This window comes from Devosia sp. 1566, from assembly GCF_004005995.1.
GTDB lineage: Bacteria > Pseudomonadota > Alphaproteobacteria > Rhizobiales > Devosiaceae > Devosia.
Window position 1 is genome coordinate 2,190,579 of record NZ_CP034767.1, and the last position, 26,854, is coordinate 2,217,432.

Genomic DNA, 26,854 nt, shown 5'->3' on the forward strand with positions numbered 1-26,854 from the left:
TGCGCGCATCGAGCGGTCCGTGTTACCCACTGCAAAAATTAACCTTTGGGTAAGAAACCGTTCGGTTTGAGTTAAATTGCATGTACTACTTAACGATGAACCAGCGCGCGGCGGCGATGGTAGAGGACCGATGCAGGGCCATTTGCATCGAATTGAACCAATTTGGCGACAAGCCCGGCAACGGCTTGGCGTTAGATCACCCTCTTAAAACCGCCCCCGCTGCCAGGCCGATGCGAGAGTTGTAAAGAGTATGGCGAAAAACCCGACCCCCCCAGCAAACGATCCTGCGGCCCTAGCGTTTTCAGCGGTGGAAGACGCGCTGAAGGACTCGGTGTTCAATCTCGACAGCTCGGGCGACAAGCCCGCCGAAAAGCGCAACGATCCTGCCAAGTCAGAGCGCCTTTTGGCGGCCGACAAGATCGCGGCGCAGGCGGGACCGGTCGCCAATGACGATCGGTTCGGCACTTCCAAAATCCTTTACGGCCTGCAGACCCGCTCGTCAGCGACGCCAGTCTGGATGGCGGTGATCCTGTCGGTGCTGTGGCTGGGCGCCACCGGCGCGGCCGGCGCCATGCGCTATCGCGACCAGTTCGCCGATTTCGGCAGCTTTGTCGGCACCATCGATTTCATCTTCCTTGCCGCGCTGATGCTCTTGCCCGTGCTGGGCTTTTTTGCCGTCGCTACCTTGTTCCGTCGCGCGCAGGATCTGCGCAACGCGGCTTCCACCATCACCCAGGCTGCCATTCGCCTGGCCGAGCCCGAAGTCACCGCCGCCGACAAGGTTGCCTCGGTGGGCCAAGCCGTGCGCCGCGAGGTCAATGCGCTGGGCGACGGGCTGGAGCGCGCCCTGTCGCGCGCCGGTGAACTCGAAGTGATGATCCACAACGAGGTCACGGCACTCGAGCGCACCTATTCCGACAACGAGTCGCGCATGCGCGCGCTGATCGCCGAACTCGCCAGCCAGCGCGAAAGCGTTCTGACCAATACCGAGCGGGTGCGCGAAGCCATTACCGAAAGCCATACCGGGCTGGTCTTTGATCTCGATGCCATCTCGCAGCGCATCGCCGGCACCTTGGTGGAAAGCGGTGGCACCCTGACCCGCGCCCTTGAGACTGCCGGCAATACGCTCAACAGCAGCTTTGGCGAGCGCACCGAAAACTTCGTTGCCCTGGTCGACAACCGCACCACCGACTTCATCTCCGCGCTCGACAACAGCGCTGGCCGGGTGTCTCAGAACTTTGACGAGCAAACCGCCGCCATGGCGCGCACGCTCGAGGCTCGCACGGGTGAGCTCGACTCCACCATCGAAACCCGCATGCGTGCGCTGACCGAGGCGCTCGATAGCCGCGTCGGCGATATCGCCAGTGCCATCGACGACCGCACCGCCCGGCTCGATGAGCGCAGCCGCGAACTGGCTGGCTCGTTTGAAGAACGCACCGGCAATCTGGCCGGCCTGATTGCCGACCGCAGCGCTACCCTGGCCGACACGCTTGAGCAGCGAAGCAACGCCCTGGCCGGCATACTGGAAGACCGCACCAGCGTGCTCTCGGCCGTGCTGGAGCAGCGCGCCGGTGACCTGTCCGGAGCCCTGGGCGACCGCACCAGCGAAATCGCGACCCTGTTGTCGGAGGGCGGCAACAATCTTCTGGAACAGCTGCGCGAACGCGGCGACTCCGTCACCACAGCGCTCGACACCATCGGCAGCCGCATTGCCGAGGAGATCGCTAACCGGTCGCGCGAAGCCGAGGGCATTCTGAACTCGGCCAGCCGCCAGATCGACGAAACCGTTTCCATCCAGCTAAATGGCATCGAGAGCCGCCTGCAAACGGCCCTGATCGAGCTCAATGGCGCTTTGGAAGATTCCTCCGAACGCGCCCGTTTGACCCTTTCCACGGCCGGACAGGATTCGCTGGGCCAGTTCGATGCCCGCCTCGCCGAGGTCACCGGTGCGCTCGATAGCCGCCTGCACAGCCTTGACGATGTGATTGGCGACAAGGGCGAGCAACTGCTGCGTCGCCTTGAAGCGCAAAGCAGCAGCTTTGCCGCGCGCGCCAATGTTCTGGAAATGGCGCTGAACGAAGAATCGGGTCGCTTCAACGCCGTGGTTGCCGAGCGCACCCGGGAATTGGGCGAAGTGCTTGGTTCGCGCACCCAGGCCATCACCGATAGCCTCACCACCACCTCGCGTGAACTCGGTGAAAAGCTGGATGGCCATGCCGGCATCATCGCCGAAGCCATTGATGGCCGCACCCAGCGTCTCGACGAAATCCTCACCGCCCGCAGCGGCGAAATCCGCGGCGCCTTTGAAAATCGCTTCACCGAAATCGATGAAGCGCTGGGCGCCCGCACCGGCGAACTCGACCAGGTGCTGAGCACCCGCGCCGGTGAGATCAACCGCGTCATGGGTGCCCATGCCGCCCGCGTCGAGCAGGTCCTGGGCAGCCGCGCCGGCGAAATCGACCAGACGCTGAGCGCCCGCACGGGGGAACTTGAGCAGGTACTCACCGCCCGCGCCGATCAGATCGATCAGGTACTCGGTACACGCGCCAGCGAAATCACCGCGGCCATAACCATCCACACCGATGAGCTCACCGCGACGCTTGATGGCCGTGGCAACGAGTTCAGCGAGGCCATCCGCCTGCGCTCGCAGGAACTGGGCGAAACCCTACTCACCGGCACCGAGGCTTTCGACCAGGCCATTGCCGGCCGCACCCAGCGCCTTGCCGATACACTGCAGGACCGCACCGCGGCCCTTTCGACGCAGATCGAGGAAAGCGCTACGGGCCTCGCCGCATCCATCGACCAGCATACCGGCGCGATTTCGGCCCGCTTCCATCAGCACACCAACCGCTTCGCCAACGAAGTTGATCAGCGGGCAGCTGGCCTCGCCGCCATGCTCGACGAACGGGCGGCCGGCTTTACCGGCACAATCGAAAGCCAGACTGCCGATCTGACCGAAGCGCTCGACAGCCGCACCGGCGCATTTATCAATGCGCTCGATACGCGTGCTGCCGACCTCACCGGCGCGCTGGACAGCCGCCTGACGGATATCACCGGGTCGATGGACAGCCGCGTCGCCGATATCACCGGCGCCCTCGATACCCGCGTTACCGATTTGACCGGGGCACTCGACACCCGTTTGAGCGGCATCACCGGGGCTCTGGATCGCAGCGTTGCCGAACTGTCTGGTGCGTTCGACAGCCGCGTTGGCGGGATCACTGGCGCCCTGGACCAGGGCGTATCGCAGATCACGCAAGCGCTGGAAGGTCGTCTGGAAGGCATCAGCGGTGTGCTTGATCACGGCGTTTCCCAGCTCGGCGACACCCTCGATAGCCGCCTTGGCGGTATTGCTGGCACGCTGGATCAGGGCGTGTCGCAGCTGGCTGGCGCCCTCGACAGCCGCGTCGGCGGCATTGCCGTCACCCTCGATCAGGGCGTGTCGCGCCTGACCGGTGCGCTTGACAGCCGCCGCGCTGGGTTCACCGAAGCCCTGGATAGCCGCACGGCCGAGCTCACCGAAGCACTCGACACCCGCACCGCAGAACTGACCCAGGCGCTCGACAGCCGCAGCTCGGGCCTTACCGGCGCGCTCGATGCCCGCCTGACGGAGCTGACCGGGGCCCTTGACGGCCGCGTCAGCGACTTTACCGAGGCCCTCGACGGCCGCGCCTATAGCCTCAACGCAGCACTTGGCGCGCGCACTGACGAGCTCGCTTCCGCGCTCGACGAGCGCACGGCGAACCTTTCGGGCCAGATCGCTGCCGGCACGGAAAAGCTCAGCACCGAGCTCACCACGCAGGCTGCGGCACTCACCGGTGCGCTTGATGCGCGCACCAATGAGCTGGCCGGCACGATCGGCATGCGCACCCACCAGCTCAACGACGCACTGGGTGCCCGCACCCAGGCGCTGTCCGACACGCTGGCGACGCACACCACCTCCATCGGCGAAACCATGGGCCTGCGCACGGCCGAGCTGGCCGACACCATCGCCCAGCAGAGCGAAGACGCCCGCACCCGCATCGATGCCTCGCTGCGCGAAGTCACCGACACCATGGCCGAACGCGTCAATGGCATGTCGGACGTGATCGCCAGCAAGGTTGCCGAGGTGAACACCCATCTGGGCGTTGGGCTCGACAGCGCCGTGGCCAAGATCTCGGATGCCGAAAATGGCGTTGCCGCCCGTCTCGACGCGGTCAGCGCCACTGTGGGCGAAAGCGCGCGCAAGGCCGCCGATCTCATCGAGACCGGCGTCAACATGGCGCGTCGCGCCATCACCGACATGGTGGACCAGCGCTTGGGCACCCTGCCCGAAGCCATCACCGCCCGCGCCGATATCACGGCCGAGCGCCTGGCTGCGCTCAACGCCTCGATCAACACCTCGATCACCCAGTCCATGGCGGATCTGGAAGCGGGCGCTGATCGCATCGAGGAAACCATTTCGACGCGCATCATCGCGGCAACCCACAATATTGCCGAGGATATCAGCGCCACCGCCAATAGCATGGACGCAGCGGTTCGCGCGGCGATGAACCAGATCCGCTCGGCTGCGGCTGGCATCGACGAGGTCGTTTCGGTCAAGGCCGTTGGTGCGGTCGATGCGATCGGCAATCAGATCGCCGATCTCAACCGCTCGGTGGAAGAGCAGACCAATGCCTTTGCGGCGCTGGTGACCGAGCGCTCCGACCAGTTGCAGGGCGCCCTGCTCAGCCATGGCAATGTGCTGCGCGACGCCTTGGCCGACAATGCCCGCGAAGCCGAAACCATCATGTCGGCCTCGACCTCGCGCATCCTGTCCGATGTCACCGCGGCACTGGGCAAGCTCAACGACTCCAACCTGCTGCTGCAGCGGGTGCTCGATGCCTCGACCGCCAATCTGGCGAGCCTCGAGAGCAGCGTTGCCCAGCAGACTGCGACCTATTCGGCCACCGTTCGCGAAGCGATCGGCCAGACCGAAGAAGCCGGCCAGATGGTCAGCCAACATGTCGGTGCGCTGCAGAGCACCATCCGCACCATGGTGGACGAGTTCTCCTCCATGCTCGGCAAGCTGGACGCGGAAGCGGCCAATATGGACCGCGCCTCCTCGGCCCTTGCAACCACGGGCGACTTCGCGGTGGAAACGCTGGAAGAACGCCGCAACGCCATGGACGCTCTGGCGGCCAGCTTCACCTCGCGTGCCGACGACATCGACAACCGCATGCGCATGTTCGCGCAGTCGATTGCCGAAACCGTCAACGACACCGAACGCCGCCTGATCGGTGCGCGTCGGGCCATGGACGAGGCCCTGGGTGAAACCACTCATACCGTTGCCGATACGCTGGCCAGCACCACTTCGGCGGTGACCGAAGCGCTCAGCCAGACTTCGGCCCAGGTCGCCGAGGTGATCCAGGCCAATACCAGCAGCGTCAATGATGCGATCTACGCAACCAATGAGCGCCTCAACTCGACGCTCAATGCCAGCACCGAACGCTTCGCGGCGACGCTGAATTCCAGTGCGGCCCAGGTCGATGGCGCCCTTTCCCGCGCCAGCGACGCGGCGACCGGTGCGCTCAACGAAACCACAAGCACCATCCGCTCGGCCCTTTCCGAACAAACCGCGCAGGTCAATTCGGCGCTGGAAGAAAATGCCAACCGCGTGGCCGACATCCTGACGTCGGCCGCCGGCAGCGTCACCGATGTGCTCAGCGCCACCACCAGCACGCTGGCAGAAACCATCAGTGATAGCGCCGTTTCGGTGCGCAATGCGGTTTCGAGCAATACCGGAGTGTTGCGCCAGGCAATCGACCAGAGCACGGGCACGTTCCGTGAGGCTCTGGAGCAAACCAGCGGCGATGTGGCATCGCGCCTGGGTGATTTCCGCAGCACCGCGGAAACCGAAAGCGGGCGCGCCAGCGCCGCGCTCCAGGAAGCCCAGCAGCAGATGATCGGCGAAATGCAGCGGGCTCTGGAAGAAGCAACGCGCCGGTTCAACGACACCGCCCGCGCCATGCGCGACACCGCCCGCGAAGTGGGCTCCGAGCTCGAAGCGACCCGTTCCGAGCTGGCCCGCGGCGTTGCCGAACTGCCCGAGGAAACCCGCGCCAGTGCAGCCGCCATGCGACGCGTGGTTGCCGAGCAGATCGAGGCCCTGAGCGAGCTCAACGCCATTGTGCGCGCGCAGCCGGCCACCCATGACCTGCACGACCGCCGTCCGGCCCAGCGCGCCAACCGTTATGAGGCACCGCGCGCCGAAGCCAGCTATCCGCAGCCGCGCGAAGCTGCGCCCGAGCCCGTGCGTCAGGCCCGGATGGAGCCCGCCCGGCCCGCCCAGCCAGAGCCACAGCGCCAGCCGGCACCCGAGCCGGTCCGCCAAACCCTGGTGGATCCGATCCGTGCGCCCGAGCCCGCTCGTCAGCCGCTGGTCGATCCGATCCGCGCCCCTGAGCCGGCTCGTCCGGCGGCAGTCCAGCCGGCCGCACCAGTCCAGCCAGCTGCACCGGTTCAGCCCGCAGCACCTGCGGAAGCTGAAGCAAGCCCGGCCGCGCAGGATACCGGTGGCTGGCTGCGTGATGTGCTGCGCAATGCATCGGCCAAGCAGGCCAGCACCCAGCAGCAAGCGCCGCAGCAGGGTCTTTCGGGGCTGACCGAGGATATCGCCCGCGCCATCGACGATGCCGCTCTGGGCGAAGCCTGGGCTCGCTACCAAGCCGGGGAATCCAACGTGTTCTCGCGCCGAATCTATACGCTGACCGGCCAGGGCACCTATGACGATGTCCGCAAGCGCGTGCAGCGCGACGCCGATTTCGCCCGTACGGCCCAAGCTTACATGGGTGAGTTCGAGCAGCTGCTGAAGCGTGCGGCTGCCGGTCCCCGTGCCGCTGCCGAAACGCGCGAATATCTGCTGTCCGATCGCGGCAAGGTCTACACCATGCTGGCCCATGCCAGCGGGCGCCTGAACTAGTCGGAACTGCAACAAACGAACAAAGGCCCCGGTAAAAACCGGGGCCTTTTTGTTGGGCGTGGCCACTGTGAATTCCCGTCAACGGCCGAGCCCAGACGCGGAGCTCAAGCAGCCCCGGGTCGGTGCTCGCTGGCAGCCCCCTCTGCTCACGAGGATGCGGCTGAGGCGACCAGGCAAGCTGACGGCAACCTGTCTCGAAAAAACCAGCCCCTCCGCCGACGCGCGCCGGGCTCAGGGCAGCACCGCATCCTTGGGTGGCCGCAGGCGCAACGACAGCAGCACGCAGCCGATGCCGAGCAGCGACAGCACTGAAATGGCGAAATATGAGGCGACGCCCACATGGGCGACAAGCCAGCCGAACCCCGCTAGGGTAATCACCAAGGTGGCCTGCTGCAGCATGGTCGCAAAGCCTTGAGCTTCAGCGGCAATGTCCTCGCCAGTCCAATTGGCGATGAAATGCACGACGCCGAAATAGCCGACGCCATAGGTTACGGCATGGAGCGTCTGCAGGCCGAACAACACCGCGACCGGCGGATCGAAGGCCATGGCAGTGAACCGGATCAGCGCCGCAATACAGGCAGCAAGGATCATGCTGCGCGCCGTGACCCGGCCGCCAAAGCGCTGCCACAAGAACATCATCACCGCCTCGGCCAGCGCCGAAGTGGCGATCAGCGGCCCGATGTAATAATCGGGAACGCCGTGCTGATGCCAAAGCAGGGCCGCAAAGCTGCCCAGCACGCCATGCCCGGCATTGACGAGGGCAAAGGCGACGAGTGGTAGCACGAACCAGGGCTTGAGGGCAGCGCTCAGCTTGGCGGGCTCCGGGCTGAGCGCAGCCAGGGTCGGCACCGCCTCGGGGGCACGGAAGCGCGGCAGTTGCAGCGACACCAGTGCGCGCAACAGGGAGACGGCGAAAAACAGCGGCACAAAGGCCGCCGTGCCAAAGGCGGTGACGGCAAAACCGACTCCGGAAGCGGCAACGACATAGCCCACCGTGCCCCAGGCCCGGATGGTGCCGAAATCGCCCCCCGTGCGTTGCACCAGCCGCATCGTGGCCGCGTCGATTACCGGGGCGATGGAACCCGAGGACATGGCGCAGAAGGCCCAGACAAGGACGATGCTCCAGAACTCACTGACGAAAAACAGCCCCAGCGGAAAGGCACCGCCCAGCAGCGCCAGGATCACGATCACCGTGCGCCAGTCCTTGGCCTTATCGGCCAATCGCCCGATGAAGAGATTGAGGATCAGCAGGCCCGCCACGGGCACGGCACCCACAATGCCAATCTGGTCGGCTTGAATGCCTTTTTCACTGAGCCAAATAGCCAGATACACGGAACTGACCGCCATGGGGGCGAAGACGGTCAAGTGAAACAAGGAAGCGCGCAGGCTGGGACTGTCCCAGCGCGCAGATACCGACGGCATGAAAGAAAAACTCCGGGCAAATCGCCCGGAAGCAAGTTTTGCTGGCTATGCCGTGGAGTTCAAGAGCAGATTCGCTGGAGCCGGGCTAAATTGTGCTGAATGCAGCACGTTCCTCAGGATGCGCGCCGCAAGCGGAACTTGCGCGGCTCTGTGGCTGACATATCAGTCCACTTGATCAGCTCGAAGCCGCCCTCTGGCGTTTCGACGATGGCGGTGCAGCTTTCCACCCAGTCGCCGGTATTGATGTAATGAATGCCGAGGCGGTCATGCATATCGGCGAAGTGGATGTGACCGCAGATCACCCCATCGACGCCCGACTGCTTGGCTTCGTAGACGAGGGCCTCCTCGAAGCGCCCGATTACAGAAACGGCGTTCTTGACCTTTTGCTTGGCCCAGGCCGACAGCGACCAATATTGCAGCCCGAGGCGCCGGCGCACCCAATTGATGGCGATATTGACGCGCAGGGCAGCATTATAGGCCCAGTCGCCCACATGGGCGAGCCACTTGGCATTCATCACCACGACGTCGAACTGATCGCCATGGATGACGAGATAGGTTTTCCCCAGCGCACTGGTATGAACCGTACGATCGACGAATTCGATTTCGCCGAAATAGGTTCCAAGATATTCGCGCAGGAATTCGTCGTGGTTGCCGGGCAGATAAACCACGCGTGTACCGGCCGTAGCCTTGTCCAGCAGCACCTGCACCAGCACATTGTATTCGCTGGGCCAGTGCCAGCCTTTGGCGAGCCGCCAGCCATCGATGATGTCGCCGACGAGGTAAATCGTCTCGGCGTCATGGGCGCGCAGGAACTCGATCAGCTGTCCCACCCGGATGGGCTTCATGCCCAGGTGGACATCCGAGATAAAGATCGCCCGGACCTGTCTGGTTTCGCGGCTTTCCGCCATGCGCTAACGACTCCTCTGCCCCATGGGGGAGGCGCACTTTAACCTCCAGCGTGCCCGGAGGAAAGCGCAAGCGCCGTCACGGAGCGATGCGAGCCTTGAGGCGAGCGATACGATTGTAGCTTTGCTCTATGCGCCGAGCAAAAGCGGGGTCTTTCTCGGCTTCTGACACGAGAATTTCGAGAACTTCGCGCCCCAGGCCCGGCCGATATTTGGCGGTGTTGGAAAGCAACAGCACATCCATTCCGGCCCGCACCGCGCGGGTGACGGTGTCGGCGAGACCGAAATGAGCGCGAATCGCTCCCATCTCCAGATCGTCGCTGATCACGACGCCATCAAAGCCCAAATCGCCCCGTAACACGCCTTCGATCCAGTCGGGCGAAAGGGAAGCTGGCAAGCGTGTGTCGCCGCCAGAATAAGCGGCATGATAGAGATGGCCCACCATGATCATGTCGGCATCGTCAGCCTCGATCAGGGTGCGATAGGGCTCCAGTTCGCTCGCGTCCCAGGTCTTGGTGATATCGACAAAGCCCGCATGGCTGTCGCGGGTGGACGAGCCGTGGCCCGGGAAATGCTTGATCGCGGTCAACACGCCCGCGGCGCGATGGGCGGCGATAAAGGCCGCGTCATAGGCGGCCACGTCCTCGGCATCAGCGCCATAGGCGCGGCCGAACTTGGCGATGATCGGGTTCTTGGGATTGACCTCCATATCGGCCACAGGGCCGAAATTGAGCGTAAAACCCAGCTCGGCAATGGAGGCGGCCATGCGGGCGTAGATTGACTTGGCTTCGGCCGGGCTGTTGCGGGCCGCGACCGAGCGCGCCGAAGGCACCTCACGAAAGCCGACCTGTTTGGTGAGGCGCTCGACGGAGCCGCCTTCCTGGTCCAGCGTGATCAGCGGGGGCAGATCGGGAGCAGCGGCCCGGAACTGCCGGTTCATTTCGGTAACGGCGGCAAGGCTCTTCACATTGCTCTTGAGGAACATGACGCCACCGAGGTGGCCCGCGGCCAGCTCCTCGCGCAAGGCGACGACGGAAGCATCGTCGGCATCATTGCCCTGAAAGCCGACGACGATCATCTGTCCGGCCATGGTTTCCAGCGTTGCCGCGGCCGCAGGAAGGCTCAGTGCGAGAGCAAACACCGCACTGGCGGCGAAACGAGGAAGAGCTTTGATCAAGGAATAGTCCGGAAGTTGAGGAAGCGAGCGGACCTAGACGGCCCAAAGCCGCCCAAACGATGGCCAAGGGCACAACGACAGGCCGCGGCGCCCAAATAGCGGCGGCGCCGGCGGAAACTGCGTCAAAGGGTCCGGTGCAGATGAAGGTGGGAGCGGGCGGAGAGCTGGCCCTCCGCCCCTACGGACTAGCTCGAGGGCCGATTTTGCCGGTTGGCGATGAGGTCATCGACCACGGCGGGATCGGCCAGGGTCGAGGTGTCGCCAAGCGAGGCGAAGTCGTTCTCGGCGACCTTGCGCAGGATGCGCCGCATGATCTTGCCCGAACGTGTCTTGGGCAGGCCGGGGGCCCACTGGATGAGGTCAGGCGTCGCGATCGGGCCGATTTCCTTGCGCACCCAGCTGCGAAGTTCGGTGCGCAGCGCGTCGTCGCTGGTTTCGCCCTCCATAAGGGTGACATAGCAATAAATGCCCTGCCCCTTGAGATCATGCGGATAACCGACGACTGCGGCTTCGGAAACCTTAGGATGGGCAACCAGCGCGCTTTCGATCTCAGCCGTGCCGAGGCGGTGGCCGGAAATGTTGAGCACATCATCGACCCGGCCGGTGATCCAGTAATAGCCGTCCTCGTCGCGGCGGCAGCCGTCGCCGGTGAAGTAGTAGCCCTTATAGGTCTCGAAATAGGTCGAAACGAACCGGCTGTGATCGCCGTGGATGGTGCGCGCCTGCCCCGGCCAGCTGTCCTTGATGGCGAGCACGCCCTGTGCCTTGGTCTCTTCCTGCACGCGCCCTTCGGGCGAGAGCACCACCGGCTGGACCCCAAAGAACGGCAAGGTGGCCGAGCCGGGCTTGGCCGCAACGGCGCCGGGTAGCGGGGTAATCATGATGCCCCCGGTTTCGGTCTGCCACCAGGTGTCGATCACGGCGCAACGCTCGCGGCCCACATGCTTGTGGTACCAGAGCCAGGCTTCGGGATTGATGGGCTCGCCCACCGAACCGATGAGGCGCAGCGAGGAGAGATCGGCCTTATCAACCCATTCCGCGCCCGCGCCCATCAGCGCGCGGATGGCGGTGGGAGCGGTATAGAAGATGTTGACCTTGTGCTTGTCGATCACCTCCCAGAAGCGGGCGGGATTGGGATAGCTCGGAATACCCTCGAACATCACCGTGGTCGCGCCATTGGCGAGCGGGCCATAGACGAGATAGCTGTGGCCGGTGACCCAACCGATATCGGCGGTGCACCAGTACACCTCGCCCGGCTGGTAGTCGAAGGCGTATTGATGCGTGATCGAAGCCCAGACGGCATAACCGCCCGTGGTGTGGAGCACACCCTTGGGCTTGCCGGTGGAGCCGGAGGTATAAAGGATAAACAGCGGATCCTCGGCGCCCATCGGCACGGGATCGTGGAAGGGCTCAACGCCGGCAGCCGCCTCGTGCCACCAGATATCGCGGCTGCCCTTCATGGTGACGGCCGCGCCGGTGTTGTGCACCACCAGCACCTTGTCGACGCCCGGCGCGTCCGCCAGGGCCTTGTCGACATTGGCCTTGAGCGGCACTGTCTTGCCGCCGCGGCGGCCTTCATCGGCGGTGATGACGATGCGGCTGTCGCAATCGTTGATGCGGCCGGCCAGGGCGTCGGGCGAAAAGCCGCCGAAGACGACCGAATGGACCGCTCCGATGCGCGCGCAGGCCAGCATGGCATAGGCGGCCTGCGGAATCATGGGCAGGTAGATGGTGACGCGGTCGCCCTTCTTGACCCCGAGCGAAAGCAGCACATTGGCGCAGCGGCAAACCTTTTCGTGCAGCTTGCGATAGGTAATGTGTTCGGCTTCGGTGTTGGGATCATCGGGCTCCCAGATGATCGCGACCTGATCGCCACGTTCTTCCAGATGCCGGTCGATGCAGTTGGCGGCAAGGTTCAGCACCCCGTCTTCGAACCATTTGATCGAGACATCGGGGTAAGCAAAGCTCGTGTTCTTGATCTTGGTGGGGGCCTTGATCCAGGAGATGCGCCCGGCCTCGTCGGCCCAGAATCCATCGGGGTCGCTGACGGAGCGGGCATACATCTGCTCATACTGCTCCTTGGTAGCATGGGTATGAGCGGTTGCGGCTGCATCTGGCTGGAATACGAGCTCTTGGCTCACACTGGTTCTCCCCTTTTTTGCCTTGCGCTGTTGTACCGCCGGGGCTGCGCATGGGCAAGGCTGTGCTCCATTAACCCCAGCAAACGAGCGCACTTAGGCCCAGGATGAACTGGTGGTACTGTGCAGGGGTCAAGCCGGGTGAACCATATGAGCGACATTGCACTGACGCCAGCGAGTGCCGTGAGCACAGCCGCCCCCAAGGCACCGCTGTTCCGCGCCGCCAGTTACGCCGATATCGGGCTGGTCCATGCCCGACTGCAGGAAGCCATCGTGACCTCGCCCTTTTACTCGAGCGAGTTCAAGGCCTACGAATCGGCCCGGCTGACCAAGCCCTACCTCGCCTCGCTGATCGATGCCGATCCGCACCACGTGATGATGTTCATCCTCAAGGGCGAACCCGCTGGTTTCATGATCTCCGGTCCTGAACTGGGCACGCTCTGGCTTTATTGGTCCTATGTGTTCCCCGACAAGCGCCGCAGCACGCTTGGGGTCCAGGGCATGCGCGCCTTTATCGACCATTGGGACAATGGACGCTTCCACAAGATCGCCACCTATACCAAGGCCGGCAATGATCCCGCGGCGGCGATCATGACCCGCATGGGCTTCAAGCAGATCGCGGTGCTCGAGAACCATATCTTTGGCGAAGACTACCTGCTTTATGAGCGCCCGCTCACCAAGGTGATCCCCGGTTATGACCGTGGTGTCAGCGGCGGCATCGCCAATCGGCTGCGCCGTTCAGCCCGACTGGCGCTGACCCGGTGAGGCGACTGCGGCTAGCCAGCCGCCAGGATAGCGGCCCGCCGGGCGCGAAACCATTGCAGAATGGAGACATCGAGCCCGGCCAGCTTATAAGCCGTCAGCCACAAACCCGCTGACCAAGCGGTAATGGCGATCAGCGCCGACAGCGACGCGCCCATCAGCCCGAATGGGGGCACCAGCAGGGCATTGCCAGCCACCAGCATGACAATGCCCAGCCCTACCGCAGGCAGACTGGCATAGGGGCGATCATGGATCGAGAGCACCAGCGATGCCGGCCCCGCGACCGAGCGCACCACGAGGGACAGGCACAACACGGCAAGCGGCAATGCTCCGGCGGTAAAGGCCGGCCCGAACAGGAGCAGGCCGAACGGCGCGCCTACGGCCATGACCACGAAGAGCAGGACCGATAAGCCACTGGCGACCACATTGGCCTCGCCCACCTTGCGCAGAAAGGCGCTGCGGTCAGAATTGGCCTGGCTTTCAAAAATCTCGGGGAGTGTCACGGCATACACCGCGCCGACCCCGAAGGCGGCCAGCGCAAAGATGCGCGTGCATACGCCAAAGATGGCCAATTGCTCGCGATCGAGCAGATGGCTGAGCAGCAGCAGGTCGATATCGAAAAAGAAGTCGGTGGCGAGCCCGATCAGCACCCAGGGCACGGCGAAGCGCCACCAGCGGGCGAGCTCACGCGGCTGAGCCGGCGCTTCGTTTTGAACGGAGCGGAACACCCGCACGACATAGGCGAAGTGCATCAGCGACACCAGGGCACAGCCGACGCCGATTACCCACAGCATATTGGAGAATGCCTCGGCTGGCGGAGCCAGGCTCGCAGTCACCAAGAAGGCGCCTACGACAATCAGCGGGCGGAACACGGAATCAACCACATAGCCGGCCAACGGGTGCTTGAGCCCAACCAGCAGCGCGCCATTGACGTAAAACATCGCGGTGGCAAAGGCGAGCAGCGCGGCGGGCACCAGATGCTGCGCCAGCACACTGCCGCCCTGCCCGATCGCCTGCAGCAGTGGGTAACCAATCACCAGCAGCAGCGCCAGCGTGCCCAGGACATGACCATAGGCCCAGAGCATAAAAATCAGCAGCTGCCGCTGCTGCGCACGCGCCCGGTATTCGGCGGCGAAATAAGCGCCCACGGTCTGGAAGCCGAAAGGCATGGCGACGCTGATCAGGTTCACCGCGGCCACGATCAATAGATATTCGCCGAGCAGGCCCGGCCCCCACCAGCGGGCGATCAGCGCCTGGACGACAAAGATCAGCCCCGCACCGAACAGGCGGGCGCCAAAGATGATGGTGGACTGGGAAGCCAGCCGACGCGCCAAACTCATGGGGCGCGGCCCTGCCCGCTGTCGCGGGCCTGGTCGGGCCGTGCAGCGGGGTTGAACAGCCCGGCGACATAGCGGCGCAGCGCGTTAGCGGTGTCGCGGGCCATGAAGGCACCATTGCCAACAAGAAACGGCCAGGGGCGCGAAGCGTAGTTGGCAACGGGCGGCACGGGGCGGATCACGCCCCGGTCGCCTGCCATGCCCTTCTTGAACTGGTGCAGACCGTGATTGCCATCAGTGCCGCCCAAATCATACCAACGCGCCTCTGTATTGTCGCGCAGCCAGCGAATGATGTGCCAGTGGATGAAGTAGCCGGCGCGCAGTGGCAGCGCCTTGTCGGCAGTGGCCCCATAGAGATAAACGGCCCGATCGCCCGCCTTGAAGATCAGGGCCCCGGCGATCACCTCGCCCTCGTGGCGCACGAAGAACAGCTCGGGCCGCAGCGCAGCGATCTCGGTGTTCATCAGCGCAGGCACGGTTTCATAGGCGGAATGATCGGGGAAATTCTTGCGGTCGAGCATCGCCTCATAAAGCGCGGTGAACTCACCCAGCCGCCCGGGCTCGGCATGCTCGAAACTCAAGCCTGCTTTTTCGGACTTGTTGAGGTGGTAGCGCCATTTCTGCGCAAAGCTCTTGCGCTGCTCGGCATCGGAAAGCCTGAGATCGATGATGTAGCGGTTGGGATAAAGCAGCTGCGAGCCCTGCTGAAAACCGCGGGCGCGCAGTTGAGCATAGCTGGCGTTGTCGGGCTCGATCGACGCGCGCGGCAACACGGAGAGCATCATGCCGCGATGGTCGGCATATTCAGCCACCAGCGCCTCGATCATGCCGGCATGAATGGCTGACGCCTGGGGGTGATCGGCATGTTTGAGCATCGGCGCCCATTTTAAAACCGCCAGGGCACCCAGCCGCAGCGGCAGGGGTTGGATCATCACCAGGGCACCGCCGACGATTTCCCGATCCAGCCGGAACACCATTGGTTCCTGCCGCACCGAGGGCCAACGAGTGGTGCTGAAAAGGTGGAGCTGTTCCTGGCAGACTTCATCGAATTCCGCGATGATCCGATCCCATTGCGCCCCGGAAACCAGTTCGGGAGCGAGGGACAATGCCGGAGCCTGGGCTTTCGCCGGTGCCCGGTGGTCCAGGCGTGGAACGGTTTGATCCAGGATTGCGGGCATGGGCAGCTTTCGGCTCCGACTAACAAGCCGAAAGCTACTGCGTCGGGATGAGCAAAACCCTAGCCGAGCGCGGCAAATGCCACAAAACTCGGCCACTGGTTACCAAAGGCTAATGCGAGCCGGGACCACCATAGAACAGCGGAATGTGCGGCAGGGTGTGGTCCAGCAGGGCGTCGGCGCCTTCATAGACCATCTTGGCCGCGACATAGAGGATGATCACCAGGCCGACCCAGGCAATCCAGCGATGCTTGGTCAACAGGCCGGCGATAAAGGTGGCGGCAACGCCCATCATCACGACGGAAAGACCCAGGCCGAAGATCAGGGCTTCGGTGTGGTGCTGGGCCGCACCGGCCACGGCCAGCACGTTGTCGAGCGACATGGAGACGTCGGCAATGATGATCTGCAGCACGGCCTGGCGCAGCGTCTTCTTGGGCGCGCGCCCGGCAACTGAACCGTCGGCGTTGAGATCGGCGTCGCCCAAGGCTTCGAGCGCTTCATGTTCCTCATGGGCCGGCTGGCTGAGTTCGCGATACATCTTCCAGCACACATAAAGCAGCAAGATGCCGCCGGCGATCAGCAAGCCACCGCCCAGCGAGAGCAACTGGGTCGTGATCAGCGCAAAGCAGATGCGCATGATGGTGGCCGCGATGATGCCGATCAGAATGGCGCGCTTGCGCAGATCCGATGGAAGGCCGGCCGCTGCCAGGCCGATCACCACGGCATTGTCGCCGGCCAGCACCAGGTCGATCATGATGACCTGCAGCAGCGAAGAAAAGAAACTCGGATCAATGCCGAACATGAGGGTGGTCCTGTGGGGGAGAAAAGGCGGTGGCTGGGCTATAGCCGCGATGATGGCCGCTGGAAAGCATTTGGCTGAGAAATTTCAGCAAAACCTGGCGGGCAATACTTTACCGCTCCAGCTGAAAGCTCTCCAGATCGGCCGAAATCGTGCAGCGCACACCTAGCGGCGCAAACTCGAGGGCGACCTTGCCGTCGATGGTCCCGGCCAGCCCGGCGCGGATCAACCGCGAGCCCGAACCAAGCGTTCGCGGTACACTCACCGGGGGACCGCCAACTTCCTCCCAGTCGAGCACAAAGCGCTCGCCTTCGGGACTGTCCTGCCGGCCCCAGTTCACCTTCACATAGCCCTCGCCGCCTGAAAGGGCGCCATATTTGACTGCGTTGGTGGAGAGTTCATGCAAGATCAGTGAAAGGGAAAGCGCCGGTCGCGACGCCACCTCGATGGTTTCGCCCGATAAGCGGAACCGTGTTTGGGGGCCATCGTCATGCAGCCGCACCAGCTTGCGCACGATCTCCCCGACGGTGGCGGATCCGGTTTCCCCGGCGATCAGCAAGTCATGGGCGCCGGCCAGCACCTGGACGCGATCGCCCAGTGACTTGGCCGCCGTCGGGATATCGGGAGCTGTGCGCAGCGTCTGGTTGACGATTGCCTGCACCAGCGCCAGCTGGTTTTTCATGCGATGGCCAAGTTCGCTGCGCAGCAGCGACTGCTGCTGGTCGGCTTCGATGCGTTCGGTGACATCGATCGCGTGGACAAAGATCGCGTCCACCTTCCCGTGCAGGTCGCGCAGCGGCTGATAAAGGAAATCGATGATGCGCTGCTCGATGGCGCCGCCGGGCTTACGCTGCAGCTTTACTGGCGTTCCCCTGCCCAAATGGGCAACGCCGCTCCGGTACACCTCGTCGAGCAGTTCCACAAAACCCTGGTTGACAACCTCGGGCAGCGCTTCACTCACCGGCTTGCCGACAATGTCGCGGCGGCCCACCAGCATCTGGTAATCGGCATTGGCAACGGTGATCACATGATCAGGCCCGCTCAGCACGGCTATAGCCCCCAGCGTAAGCTCGAAGACCTGCAGGAAGCGCTCGCGTTCCTGCAGTTCGCGCCGTCGCATCAGCACTTCGGATGTGGTTTCCTGGCAGGCGCAAAAGATGCCGACAATGCGCCCCTCGCTGTTGCGCACCGGGGTATAGGAAAAAGCGAAGTGGGTTTCCTCGGGATAGCCCTTGCGGTGCATGGTAAACTCGATGTCATCCATCGAGGTCCCGCGCCCCGCATATGCAGCGTCGATGATGGGCAGCACCTCGTTCCAGATATCGAACCATAATTGCTGGAACGGCCGGCCCAGGGCCTCCGGGTGGCGGTCGCCGCACATTGCGGCATAGCTATCATTATAAAGGACGGTGTGTTGGGGCCCCCAGAGGATCAGCATAGGCTGCACCGAGCCCAGCATCACCCCGACAAGGGTGCGCAACTCGGGTGGCCACGCGCTGGGGACGCCTAGTGGATGAACTGTCCAGTCTATGGCGCGCAGCAGCGCTCCGCATTCGCCGCCATCCTTAAGGATTGTGTCGTTGGTGGATAAGGGCATCGGGACCGGAAATGAACTGAACAAGGCAGACCGCCGCAATGCCCTCCCCATTTGAAAATTCAGGGCGAGCCCAGCGGCAACTCGCTTCATTGCAGGTCTGGGCCCGATTGGGAAGCGCTCTGCCGGAGCCTAGATCACGGTTACGCGATCCGCTCCCTGCTGCGGCTTTCGTGGTTATGGCAGTGCTAACTCTGCCGGATAATCTCGCCCGATCTAGCGGACATATTGGCGCCAGTTGTGCTCCTCGCGAAAGCCCAGCACCTCGCGCGCCTTGCGATTCGACAGCGGCGCCTCAAAGCCCTCGAGCGGGCGCCGGATCGGCGTGTTAGGCGCCCATTTGGCCAGGAACTCCTCGGTGGGCTCGTCGGCAGTGATCTCGTCATTGACGGCGTTGAACACCGAAAAGCCCAGGCCATCCTTTTGCACGCAAAGATCGACGATCTGCCCGAGATCGCGCGCATCGATATAGCTCCAGGCATTGCGCTTGCGTGACAGGGGGTCGGCGAGAAAGGCCGGGAACTTGTCGTATTCGTGCGGCTCGATCACATTGCCGATGCGCAGCGCATAAATATCGGCGCCCGAGCGCATCGCAAAGGCGCGCGCGGTCTTCTCGTTGACGACCTTGGACAGGCCATAGCTGTCCATCGGATCGACGTCATAAGCCTCGTCGAGGGGGAAGCTGTGATAGTCCTTGTCGCCTTCGGCAAAGCACACGCCATAGGTGGTTTCACTCGACGCGATGATGATCTTGCGGATCCCGAGCTTCACCGCCGCTTCGATCACATTATAGGTCGAGACCACATTGGCTTCGAATGTAGCGTTGTCGGGTCGCAGCAGGATGCGCGGTATGGCGGCAAAATGCACCACTGCATCCACTGGCGCCGGGCCGGTGCCGGTTTCAAGGCCGGCAAAATCAAAATGCATGGAGAGGGCATTGAATGCCTCCCCGCTCTGCGTGAGGTCGGTTGTCAGGGTGTTGACCCCTGCCATGGCCAAAGGCGCCAGATCAACATTGAGCACTTGATGGCCGCGCCCCAGGAGATAGGCGATCACATGCCGGCCAGCCTTGCCGCTCCCGCCGGTAAAAACGATACGCTTGCCCACCGCATTCTCCTTTGCGCTACCCACCAGCAACGGCTCAGGCCGCAAGGCGTTCAACCCACGATCGCAATAATCACCCGCGCTGCAGCGGCTGCAACAAACTGCGCCGGAACGGCTGCGGCCGGCGCTGCACGGCGGCGCGCGGTGGTGGATTGGGGCCTTCGCAGTTCATGGCTGCGGCAAGGTTCGGCAGGCATCGGGCGTGGGGATGTTTGGGCACCATGATAGTGCTCCGTGTTGATCTCTGTGCCCGCCAACGCCGCCCCAGTCCAGCCGATCCATGTGCCTGCCGCGCAGCAGCATTGCCGCGGCCGAGGTCACGGTGCGATACGGTCTGATCGAGCGCGCTGCTAGCGGATGCTCGCGACCTGGGTGGTCCCGCCCACGGGCTGCTGGATGTCGAACTTGGGCGTGAAGATCACGATGCCAAGCCCCAGATATAGCATGATTTTTGCCGCCCGCCTGCGTCGCTGCCGGGCACGATAAGTCAGTCTCATGGCAAAACCCGGCGGGATGGGCGGAACATTAATGAAGCCTCAAGGGAGAGGTCTTCATTGCAGGCTTCTGGGTCCGCGCCAAGCTTTGCCTCGCAAGAAGGTGAACGGGAGCGCTTAACGCCGCAGCCCCTGTGAATAGGGGGGATTACCGGGCGTTGTTCCAGGCTGGAGCGACTGACCCCCCTGCACGGCCGGGAACAAGTGCGCCCCTCTGCAGTTGACCTTGCCTAACACCATGGAGAACACGATGAGCAAGGACGATCGTCAAAAAGAACAGCTCAAGCACGTGGATGCAGGCGGCCATCTCGGCGGGACCGATTTCGGTCAGCAAGGCGGCGAAGCCAAGACCAAGGACACCAAGGAAGGCGGCGACAAGCAGCGCCCGAACGACGGCTCAAACTAGCTGTCTGATCTTCTCTCCAACGCAAGGGGCCTCGCTGATCAGCGGGGCCCTTTTTCGTGATTCGACTGCTACTGGCCGAGCGCCGACTGAGCGGCCGCAATCTGGCCGATCAATTGGTCGAACCCGGCGTCCACCTTCAATCCGGCGGCCATGCGCCGCCGCAAATGGGCCAGCGGCTCCTCGAGCACTGTTTCGAGCACTTCGGCGCACTCGAACTCCCCAACGACGCTCTTGATCTTGGTATTGTCGAACAGCGCCGACCAGCTCTTGTCGCCCCGCAATGGCCCCTCCCATTCCGGGTTGAACCGCACCAGCGTGTCGGTTGGTACATGCACGATCTGCGCCTGAACGCCCAGGCCCGCAGCAATCGCGGTGTGGATTGCGTCCCAGCTATAGCCGCGATCTGAAGTGATATGGAAAATCTCGCCCAGCGCATCCGGATGGGCGAACAGCCGCACAAAGGGAACGGCAAAATCGGCCGAGCGAGTCAGTGTCCAAGGGGTCGCGCCATCGCCCGCAACAATGATCGGCTTACCATCGAGCAGGCGCTGCACGGTGGTATCGGCCGGCCCCATCATGGTCGGCAAGCCCGTCCGCACTGTGTGGCTGGGCCGCACAATGGTCCAGGGCAGGCCGGTGCTGGCCTGGAGCATGGTTTCGCAGGCGATCTTGTCCTGGCTGTATTTCCAGAACGGATTGATCGCCGGGGTTTGCTCGGTGATCACGTAATGGCGGGCTGGCTTTTCATAAACGGACGCCGAGGAGATGAAGACGTACTGCCCCACCCGGCCCGTAAACACCGCGATGTCCTGCGCCATCTGCTCGGGCGTGAACACCATGAACTGGCACACCACGTCCCATTGCTGTTCGCCGAGTTGGCGATAGCTGGCTGGATCCTTCATGTCGCCGGCGATCACGCTAACGCCGGGTGGCAGCGCCACGTCGGACTTGCCGCGGTTGAACAACGTGACCTCGTGCCCCGCCTCCACCGCTTCTGCCACGCAGGGGAGCGAAATCTGCCCCGTCCCGCCCACAAACAGCACCTTGGTTGCCATCGCCCGTTTCCTCCTCGGCTGGTTCAGCGCACGGCACACCATGCCGCGACCCAGCGATTCGCGCACCGGGCACGCCTTTTGGGGCACCAACGCCGTGACGGGTCAAGGCGACTGCCTTGCCGATCACCACAAATACGGGGAAAGAAGAACCTTGGTGGGTGCGCACGGACTCGAACCGTGGACCCGCTGATTAAGAGTCAGCTGCTCTACCATCTGAGCTACGCACCCGGTTGAAAAACCCGGTACCAAGGTTGGCGCCTCTCTAGCAAAGGGATCGGGGACTGTCCAGCGCCCGCTGTCACTTTCCACAAGGGCTTGATTAGCTAGATTAACAAGTCCATCCCCCGAAGAACAACCGGCGCAACCATCGGCCACCCATCGTCTTTGGCTGGCGCAAGCCTTGGAGACCTCTATGCTCGATTCCGATTTCCTCGCCCTTTCCACCACCTGGATCATCGCCAATGTCTGGTCGGGGCTGGTCGCCCTGGTCGTGCTGGTCGGCGGCTGGATGTTGGCGGGGCTCCTGTCGCGCTACGTCGTGCAGCTCCTGCCCGGGCGCTTACACCGCGACCCCACCATCGTACCGCTCCTGTCGCAAGTGGTGCGTTATGGCGTGCTGCTGGTGACCATTATTATCGTGCTGGGCCAGTTCGGGGTGCAGACCGCTTCCATCCTTGCCGTGCTTGGTGCTGCCGGTCTGGCGGTCGCCCTGGCCTTGCAAGGCACCCTTTCCAATATTGCTGCGGGCATCCTGCTGGTGCTGCTGCGCCCCTTCAATGTGGGCGATCAGATCGATGCCGACGGCATTGCCGGCACCGTGGTGGAAGTGGGCTTGTTTGCAACGCAGATGCGCACGGCTGAAGGGGTCTTCATGTTCGCCCCCAATTCCAAGCTCTCCAACGCCAAGATCATCAACTATACCCGCGAAGCGTCGCGCGTTCTCGAGCTCAAGTTCAATGTGCCCCGCACGGCCGATATCGGGGCGGTGCGCCAGGCGGTGCTGGCGGGCCTTACAAGCGGGCAACCCGAAGCTGCCGGCCAGCCGGAAATCCTGGTTGATGCCCTGGGTGATTCGACTGTGACCCTCGCGGTGCGGGTTGCGGTGTCCAGCCGCAACTGGATGCAGGCGCGGGCTGATATGCAGGAGCGGCTGAAATCCGTCTTGGATACTGCCAATGGTTTTGCCCAGCCCGCTGCATAGGCCTGCCGTTAAGTCCTAAAGTCCACGCCGCTCCTTAAAGGACTGCAAGTCCAGCACGTTTCCCTGCCAAGCGGGCGCATCTTCGGTCAGATCATCGATCAGGGTGATGGTTCGCTCGACGATGTTACGCAACTGCCGCGACTGGTTGTCGCCACCCTGCAGCATGGCCGCGGCGCGTCGAAGATGCTCGCGCGCAAGATCGTAGGTTGGCTTCATGGCAATGGCTCCTGTCGGAAGATTCTGGTGAGTCGGTGCACTCGGCACGCCCGCAGAAGATGGGACCGCATGCCTTCGCGGTCCTTGCGGGAACCGGGGGCATTTGCATCAAATGCAATCGAAAGGACAACGAGGCGCAAAGGCCTGCACACAATGGGAAACTGCGCCGTCCAGCCCCTTTTTGGCTGTGCACAACAGCGGTAAAGCGGGTTCGGGGTGGGCGAGGCCTTAAGGCGCGGTGATGCCGATGCGGGCGCGCAGGCCCCGGTGGTTGGAGCCGAAGGTTTCGGGCAGCGCTGCCAGGCTTTCCACCACCGCATTGCCGAGGGTGAAGACATTGTCGATCGGCACGCCAAGCAGTCCGAACTCGGGCGGCCAAGTCGAGGGATAGAATGGCGCCACCTGCAATTGGCTGCCCCGCACCAGCCGATTGATCGCATAGGACCAGGGCGCAGCATTGAAATCTCCCGCAATGATCGCGGGCTCCTCGACCGCTTCCAGGATGTCGCGCAGCCGGCTCAGTTCCGCTTCCGACTGCATGTCGAAATACGGCTTGGTCAGGTGCACGGCCACGAGGGTTACCGCTTCCCCACCGATCCGCGTGCGCGCGGTGATCACCCGCTGCTGGGAGAAGTTCGACAGGCTGAGGGTTTGCACATCTTCGAGCGCGGTGCGCGAGAACATGGTGAGGTCGCAGGTCAGCTCCTGCTCGCAGCCGATGCGATAGGGGTAAACGGCAGCAAGCGCGCCCAGCTCGGGAAACAAGGGGGCCGATTCGAGGGTAAACACCACATCCGCCGACGAGGCGGCGAGCATCCCGGCAATAGCCGGCCCATTCTCGGTATTGTTGTTGAGGATGTTGAAGCTGACCAGCTCAACCGTCCGCGTCACCGGGCGGGCAGCAGCCGCCAGGCGCGCTTGTTGTTGCCCGTAGATAATCCAGCCACCCTGCCCCACGCTCAGCAGCGCGAGCAGCGCCAGCAGCCCGGCGCGCCAGCGTGAGCCGGCAATGGCCAGGGCTATCGCCAGGGCAAGGCAAAGCAGTGCCGAGTGGAAGCGCAGCGTCTGCAGCAGTGGCTGACCAGGCAGCAATGGCCAGACTGTGCCCCCGACCAGCAGGACGAGGGCCGTGACGGCCAGCCCGGTTAGAACGCCCCTGATTTCGCTCCGGCTGATCATGGCAAGCACCTCGCCCGCCTTGATGCCCGATGGCAGGCGTTTACGCAACGCGCGGCTAAGCCTGCCGCACAACTTGGCGCGACAGGCTTGCGGGTGTTGTCAGCGTGTCTTAGCCGGCCATGGCGCCCTGGGCGGCGGCGCCGCGCTCGATCATCAAGCGGTTAAAGGCATTGAGGTAAGCGCGGGCGGAAGCCACCAGCGTATCGGGCTCGGCGGCATTGCCCGAGGCAATGCGGCCGTTCATTTCGAGGCGCACATGAGCACTGGCCTGCGCATCGGTGCCGCCGGTCACGCCGTCCACCGCATAAAGCACCAGGTGCGGCTGCTGGCCCACGGCCTCCTTGATGGCATTGAAGATCGCATCGACCGAACCGGTGCCATCAAAGCTCACCGAGCTTTCATCGCCATCGATCGACAGGGTAATATTGGCGCGGTGCGTGCCGCCGGTCTTGGAAATGACTTCCATATCAACAAGGCGGATGCGATCGCCGACCGAGCCGACTTCATCGTCCACCAGCGCCACGATATCGGCGTCATAGACGTGCTTTTTGCGGTCAGCCAGATCCTTGAAGCGCTGGAAGGCTTCCTGGAAGGCATTCTCGCCCAGCTCATAGCCAAGTTCCTTGAGCTTGTCCTTGAAGGCGGCGCGGCCGGAATGCTTGCCCATCACCAGGGTCGTTTCCTTGATGCCGACGCTGGCTGGCGTCATGATCTCATAGGTCTCGGCATTCTTGAGCATGCCATCCTGGTGGATGCCGCTTTCATGGGCGAAGGCATTCTTGCCCACGATGGCCTTGTTGTATTGCACCGGGAAATTGGCCGCGGCCGCAACGATGCGGCTGGCGCGAGCGAGATGGGTGGTTTCAATTCCGGTGTGGTAGGGCATGGCATCGGCGCGGGTGCGCAGCGCCATCACCACTTCCTCGAGCGCCGCATTGCCGGCGCGTTCGCCCAGGCCATTGATCGTGCATTCGATCTGGCGGGCGCCGGCGGCAACACCGGCCAGCGAATTGGCGACAGCCAAGCCCAGGTCGTTGTGGCAATGCACCGAAAAGATTGCCTTGTCGGCATCGGGCACGGTCTCGATGATGGTCTTGAACATGCGGAAATGCTCTTCGGGCACCGCATAACCCACCGTATCGGGCAGGTTGATCGTGGTGGCACCGGCCCGAATCGCGGTTTCGACGCAGCGCTTGAGGAATTCGAGCGGCGTGCGGGTCGCGTCCATAGCTGACCATTCCACGTCGTCCACCAGGTTGCGCGCCTGGGCAACGGTGCGCGCGATGATCTCGATCACCTCGTCTTCGGTCTTCTTCATCTGGTGCGCCAGATGGATCGGCGAGGTCGAAACGAACGTATGGATGCGCCCCTTGCGGGCATGACGCACCGCTTCGCCGGCCCGGTCGATATCGGCGGTGATGGCGCGCGCCAGCCCAGCCACCGTGGCGTTCTTGACCTGCTTGGCCACAGCCACCACGGCTTCAAAGTCGCCATTAGAGGCGATGGGGAAACCGGCCTCGATGATATCGACGCCCATTTCGTCGAGCGTTTCGGCGACCTGCAGCTTTTCTTCCAGCGTCATCGTGGCGCCGGGCGATTGCTCGCCGTCGCGCAGCGTGGTGTCGAAGATGAAGACGCGGTCTTTGTTGGTGTCGGTAGCGGGGGAAGTCATGCGGATGATCCTATCAAACGGCCCAAAGCCAAGGCTCTGCAGGCCGGACATTTACTGTTCGGCTGGTGGCGTAATCCCCTGACGACCCGCTCGCTTGATCGAGCTGCCGGTGATCAGGGGCTGATAAGAAGAAGCACTAGCGCTGGAAGCAGCAACAAAGCGGCGGCAACGAAAAGGCGGGCCTGAAGGGCCTGGCGCTGTTCGACGGCAATGGCAATGGCGCGCTTGCGCTGCATAACATTCATCCGGTTGCGTGGCGATAATGGCCCACATCAGCCTGGGTTGCAACCCTGGAGGACAGGCTGGGCGCAAGGAACTGTGCTGATAAGCTCAGTCCCCCAGATCCAGGGCCCCTTCCCCAACGATGACGGCATGCCCGCCAATGCCCCCATGCACCAGCCGGTCGCGCTCCTTGCGCAACTGGATGGTGATGCGGCAGGGCCGCCCCATCTCCACCCCCTGCCGGATCACAAGGTCGATCTGGCCGGTGCCGATATTAACATGTTCGGAGAGGAGCCCAATCAGCGCCGCCGCGGCCGAACCGGTGCCCGGATCCTCGGCAAGGCCAAGCCCGGGCGCAAACATGCGGGCGGCAATATCATTGCCGGGCTCATCGGGAGTGAGCGTAAACAGATAGACCGAGTGCCGCCCGTGGGGGAAAACCTCGTTCCATGCCGCCATGTTCGGCCGTGCCCGCTTCAGCACCGCAGCGTCCCGCACCGGCACGAGGTGGAACACCACCCCGGCTGAATACACGGTGGGGCGATAAGGACCGCACCCGATCTCCTCGGGATCAATGCCCAGAGCCTGGGCGATTGCCAGCATGTTGTCGAGCTTGCCCACCTGCTCGGGCAGTTGCGGCAGCGCAAAACGCGCCTCGCCCGAGCTCTTGTCGGTTTTTTCGAACAGCGCCGTGATCAGCCCGATCTTTTCCTCTAGCCGGACGGCGCTGACCTTGTTTTGCAGCCCCAGCACCACCGCCGCCCCGACAGTCGGATGGCCGGCAAAGGGCAACTCGGTCATCGGCGTAAAGATGCGCACGCCAGCCGAATTGCGCTCGGTCTGTGGCTTGAGCAGAAACACCGTTTCGCTGAGGTTGAACTCGCGGGCAATGGTTTGCATCTCGTCGTCGAGCAAGCCATCGGCCTTGCAAACCACCGCCAGTGGATTGCCGGCAAAGCGCTCCTGCGTGAAGACGTCCAGCAGCAGATAATTCAGTTTCATGACAGGCCCCCTGCCCTCAGCAATGGAGTTGCTGGGGAGACCTGTCAAGCCGCGGGA

General features: G+C 63.4%; 20 protein-coding genes and 1 tRNA gene. 4 read left to right on the top strand and 17 right to left on the bottom strand.

The genetic code is table 11. The features are described 5' to 3' along the window. Positions 1 to 250: 250 nt before the first annotated feature. Positions 251 to 6,937 carry a hypothetical protein gene (locus ELX51_RS10650; protein WP_127753494.1) on the top strand — a complete coding sequence of 2,229 codons (6,687 nt, stop codon included), beginning with the start codon at positions 251 to 253 and terminating at the stop codon, positions 6,935 to 6,937. Between the two features lie 231 nt (positions 6,938 to 7,168). Here the strand turns inward: ELX51_RS10650 and ELX51_RS10655 are convergent, their stop codons facing one another. The 4 genes from ELX51_RS10655 to acs form a co-directional block, all read right to left on the bottom strand. After that, the gene (locus tag ELX51_RS10655; RefSeq protein WP_127753495.1) at positions 7,169 to 8,359 is read right to left on the bottom strand and encodes an MFS transporter; all 1,191 of its coding nucleotides are present in this window, start codon (positions 8,357 to 8,359) and stop codon (positions 7,169 to 7,171) included. A 113-nt stretch (positions 8,360 to 8,472) separates the two neighbouring features. Beyond that, complete coding sequence (locus tag ELX51_RS10660) at positions 8,473 to 9,267, bottom strand: UDP-2,3-diacylglucosamine diphosphatase (protein ID WP_127753496.1); 795 nt, start codon at positions 9,265 to 9,267, stop codon at positions 8,473 to 8,475. 76 nt (positions 9,268 to 9,343) lie between these two features. Then, a complete protein-coding gene (locus ELX51_RS10665; protein WP_127753497.1) occupies positions 9,344 to 10,441 on the bottom strand; it encodes a glycoside hydrolase family 3 N-terminal domain-containing protein in 1,098 nt (365 codons plus the stop codon). Between the two features lie 185 nt (positions 10,442 to 10,626). Next, positions 10,627 to 12,582, bottom strand: coding sequence for an acetate--CoA ligase (gene acs, locus ELX51_RS10670; protein ID WP_127753498.1), 1,956 nt, complete (start codon positions 12,580 to 12,582; stop codon positions 10,627 to 10,629). Positions 12,583 to 12,729: 147 nt separating this feature from the next. Between acs and ELX51_RS10675 the strand changes: the two genes are divergently transcribed. Further along, positions 12,730 to 13,344: a GNAT family N-acetyltransferase gene (locus ELX51_RS10675; protein ID WP_127753499.1), complete on the top strand. Its 615-nt coding sequence runs from the start codon at positions 12,730 to 12,732 to the stop codon at positions 13,342 to 13,344. A gap of 11 nt (positions 13,345 to 13,355) precedes the next feature. Here the strand turns inward: ELX51_RS10675 and ELX51_RS10680 are convergent, their stop codons facing one another. From ELX51_RS10680 to ELX51_RS20025, 6 genes are all read right to left on the bottom strand, one after another. Further along, positions 13,356 to 14,681 carry a polysaccharide biosynthesis C-terminal domain-containing protein gene (locus ELX51_RS10680; RefSeq protein WP_127753500.1) on the bottom strand — a complete coding sequence of 442 codons (1,326 nt, stop codon included), beginning with the start codon at positions 14,679 to 14,681 and terminating at the stop codon, positions 13,356 to 13,358. Further along, complete coding sequence (locus ELX51_RS10685) at positions 14,678 to 15,856, bottom strand: GNAT family N-acetyltransferase (RefSeq protein WP_127753501.1); 1,179 nt, start codon at positions 15,854 to 15,856, stop codon at positions 14,678 to 14,680. Before ELX51_RS10685 ends, ELX51_RS10680 begins: the two co-directional genes overlap by 4 nt. Positions 15,857 to 15,965: 109 nt before the next feature. Next, positions 15,966 to 16,655, bottom strand: a complete 690-nt coding sequence (locus tag ELX51_RS10690) for a YjbE family putative metal transport protein (RefSeq protein WP_127753502.1) — start codon at positions 16,653 to 16,655, stop codon at positions 15,966 to 15,968. Between the two features lie 109 nt (positions 16,656 to 16,764). Further along, positions 16,765 to 18,249, bottom strand: a complete 1,485-nt coding sequence (locus ELX51_RS10695) for a PAS domain-containing protein (RefSeq protein ID WP_164854837.1) — start codon at positions 18,247 to 18,249, stop codon at positions 16,765 to 16,767. A gap of 213 nt (positions 18,250 to 18,462) precedes the next feature. Beyond that, complete coding sequence (locus ELX51_RS10700; protein ID WP_127753504.1) at positions 18,463 to 19,353, bottom strand: NAD(P)-dependent oxidoreductase; 891 nt, start codon at positions 19,351 to 19,353, stop codon at positions 18,463 to 18,465. A 347-nt stretch (positions 19,354 to 19,700) separates the two neighbouring features. After that, the gene (locus ELX51_RS20025; protein ID WP_164854838.1) at positions 19,701 to 19,847 is read right to left on the bottom strand and encodes a hypothetical protein; all 147 of its coding nucleotides are present in this window, start codon (positions 19,845 to 19,847) and stop codon (positions 19,701 to 19,703) included. 247 nt (positions 19,848 to 20,094) lie between these two features. On the opposite strand from ELX51_RS20025, the gene ELX51_RS20030 reads away from it, so the two are divergent. Further along, positions 20,095 to 20,250, top strand: coding sequence for a hypothetical protein (locus tag ELX51_RS20030; protein WP_164854676.1), 156 nt, complete (start codon positions 20,095 to 20,097; stop codon positions 20,248 to 20,250). Between the two features lie 68 nt (positions 20,251 to 20,318). On the opposite strand, the gene ELX51_RS10705 is transcribed toward ELX51_RS20030, so the two are convergent. Together ELX51_RS10705 and ELX51_RS10710 are read right to left on the bottom strand one after the other, a co-directional pair. Continuing rightward, a complete protein-coding gene (locus ELX51_RS10705) occupies positions 20,319 to 21,305 on the bottom strand; it encodes an SDR family oxidoreductase (RefSeq protein ID WP_127753505.1) in 987 nt (328 codons plus the stop codon). A 152-nt stretch (positions 21,306 to 21,457) separates the two neighbouring features. Then, positions 21,458 to 21,533: transfer RNA gene (locus ELX51_RS10710), tRNA-Lys, on the bottom strand. A 184-nt stretch (positions 21,534 to 21,717) separates the two neighbouring features. Here ELX51_RS10710 and ELX51_RS10715 point away from each other — a divergent pair. Beyond that, positions 21,718 to 22,506, top strand: a complete 789-nt coding sequence (locus ELX51_RS10715) for a mechanosensitive ion channel domain-containing protein (RefSeq protein ID WP_127753506.1) — start codon at positions 21,718 to 21,720, stop codon at positions 22,504 to 22,506. A gap of 15 nt (positions 22,507 to 22,521) precedes the next feature. On the opposite strand, the gene ELX51_RS10720 is transcribed toward ELX51_RS10715, so the two are convergent. The 5 genes from ELX51_RS10720 to ELX51_RS10735 form a co-directional block, all read right to left on the bottom strand. After that, a complete protein-coding gene (locus tag ELX51_RS10720; RefSeq protein WP_127753507.1) occupies positions 22,522 to 22,722 on the bottom strand; it encodes a hypothetical protein in 201 nt (66 codons plus the stop codon). Between the two features lie 228 nt (positions 22,723 to 22,950). Beyond that, a complete protein-coding gene (locus ELX51_RS10725) occupies positions 22,951 to 23,949 on the bottom strand; it encodes an endonuclease/exonuclease/phosphatase family protein (protein WP_127753508.1) in 999 nt (332 codons plus the stop codon). Positions 23,950 to 24,010: 61 nt separating this feature from the next. Further along, positions 24,011 to 25,573 carry a 2-isopropylmalate synthase gene (locus ELX51_RS10730; protein ID WP_127753509.1) on the bottom strand — a complete coding sequence of 521 codons (1,563 nt, stop codon included), beginning with the start codon at positions 25,571 to 25,573 and terminating at the stop codon, positions 24,011 to 24,013. Positions 25,574 to 25,686: 113 nt separating this feature from the next. After that, a complete protein-coding gene (locus ELX51_RS20415; protein ID WP_282567553.1) occupies positions 25,687 to 25,809 on the bottom strand; it encodes a hypothetical protein in 123 nt (40 codons plus the stop codon). A 94-nt stretch (positions 25,810 to 25,903) separates the two neighbouring features. Further along, positions 25,904 to 26,797 carry a PhzF family phenazine biosynthesis protein gene (locus ELX51_RS10735; RefSeq protein ID WP_127753510.1) on the bottom strand — a complete coding sequence of 298 codons (894 nt, stop codon included), beginning with the start codon at positions 26,795 to 26,797 and terminating at the stop codon, positions 25,904 to 25,906. Positions 26,798 to 26,854: the final 57 nt, after the last annotated feature.

Bases quoted from the DNA above. Each gene is read 5' to 3' on its own strand.
- ELX51_RS10650 (WP_127753494.1), top strand. From the start codon at position 251: ATGGCGAAAAACCCGACCCCCCCAGCAAACGATCCTGCGGCCCTAGCG.
- ELX51_RS10655 (WP_127753495.1), bottom strand. From the start codon at position 8,359: ATGCCGTCGGTATCTGCGCGCTGGGACAGTCCCAGCCTGCGCGCTTCC.
- ELX51_RS10660 (WP_127753496.1), bottom strand. From the start codon at position 9,267: ATGGCGGAAAGCCGCGAAACCAGACAGGTCCGGGCGATCTTTATCTCG.
- ELX51_RS10675 (WP_127753499.1), top strand. From the start codon at position 12,730: ATGAGCGACATTGCACTGACGCCAGCGAGTGCCGTGAGCACAGCCGCC.
- ELX51_RS10680 (WP_127753500.1), bottom strand. From the start codon at position 14,681: ATGAGTTTGGCGCGTCGGCTGGCTTCCCAGTCCACCATCATCTTTGGC.
- ELX51_RS10685 (WP_127753501.1), bottom strand. From the start codon at position 15,856: ATGCCCGCAATCCTGGATCAAACCGTTCCACGCCTGGACCACCGGGCA.
- ELX51_RS10690 (WP_127753502.1), bottom strand. From the start codon at position 16,655: ATGTTCGGCATTGATCCGAGTTTCTTTTCTTCGCTGCTGCAGGTCATC.
- ELX51_RS10695 (WP_164854837.1), bottom strand. From the start codon at position 18,249: ATGCCCTTATCCACCAACGACACAATCCTTAAGGATGGCGGCGAATGC.
- ELX51_RS20025 (WP_164854838.1), bottom strand. From the start codon at position 19,847: ATGAGACTGACTTATCGTGCCCGGCAGCGACGCAGGCGGGCGGCAAAA.
- ELX51_RS20030 (WP_164854676.1), top strand. From the start codon at position 20,095: ATGAGCAAGGACGATCGTCAAAAAGAACAGCTCAAGCACGTGGATGCA.
- ELX51_RS10705 (WP_127753505.1), bottom strand. From the start codon at position 21,305: ATGGCAACCAAGGTGCTGTTTGTGGGCGGGACGGGGCAGATTTCGCTC.
- ELX51_RS10715 (WP_127753506.1), top strand. From the start codon at position 21,718: ATGCTCGATTCCGATTTCCTCGCCCTTTCCACCACCTGGATCATCGCC.
- ELX51_RS10720 (WP_127753507.1), bottom strand. From the start codon at position 22,722: ATGAAGCCAACCTACGATCTTGCGCGCGAGCATCTTCGACGCGCCGCG.
- ELX51_RS10730 (WP_127753509.1), bottom strand. From the start codon at position 25,573: ATGACTTCCCCCGCTACCGACACCAACAAAGACCGCGTCTTCATCTTC.
- ELX51_RS20415 (WP_282567553.1), bottom strand. From the start codon at position 25,809: ATGCAGCGCAAGCGCGCCATTGCCATTGCCGTCGAACAGCGCCAGGCC.
- ELX51_RS10735 (WP_127753510.1), bottom strand. From the start codon at position 26,797: ATGAAACTGAATTATCTGCTGCTGGACGTCTTCACGCAGGAGCGCTTT.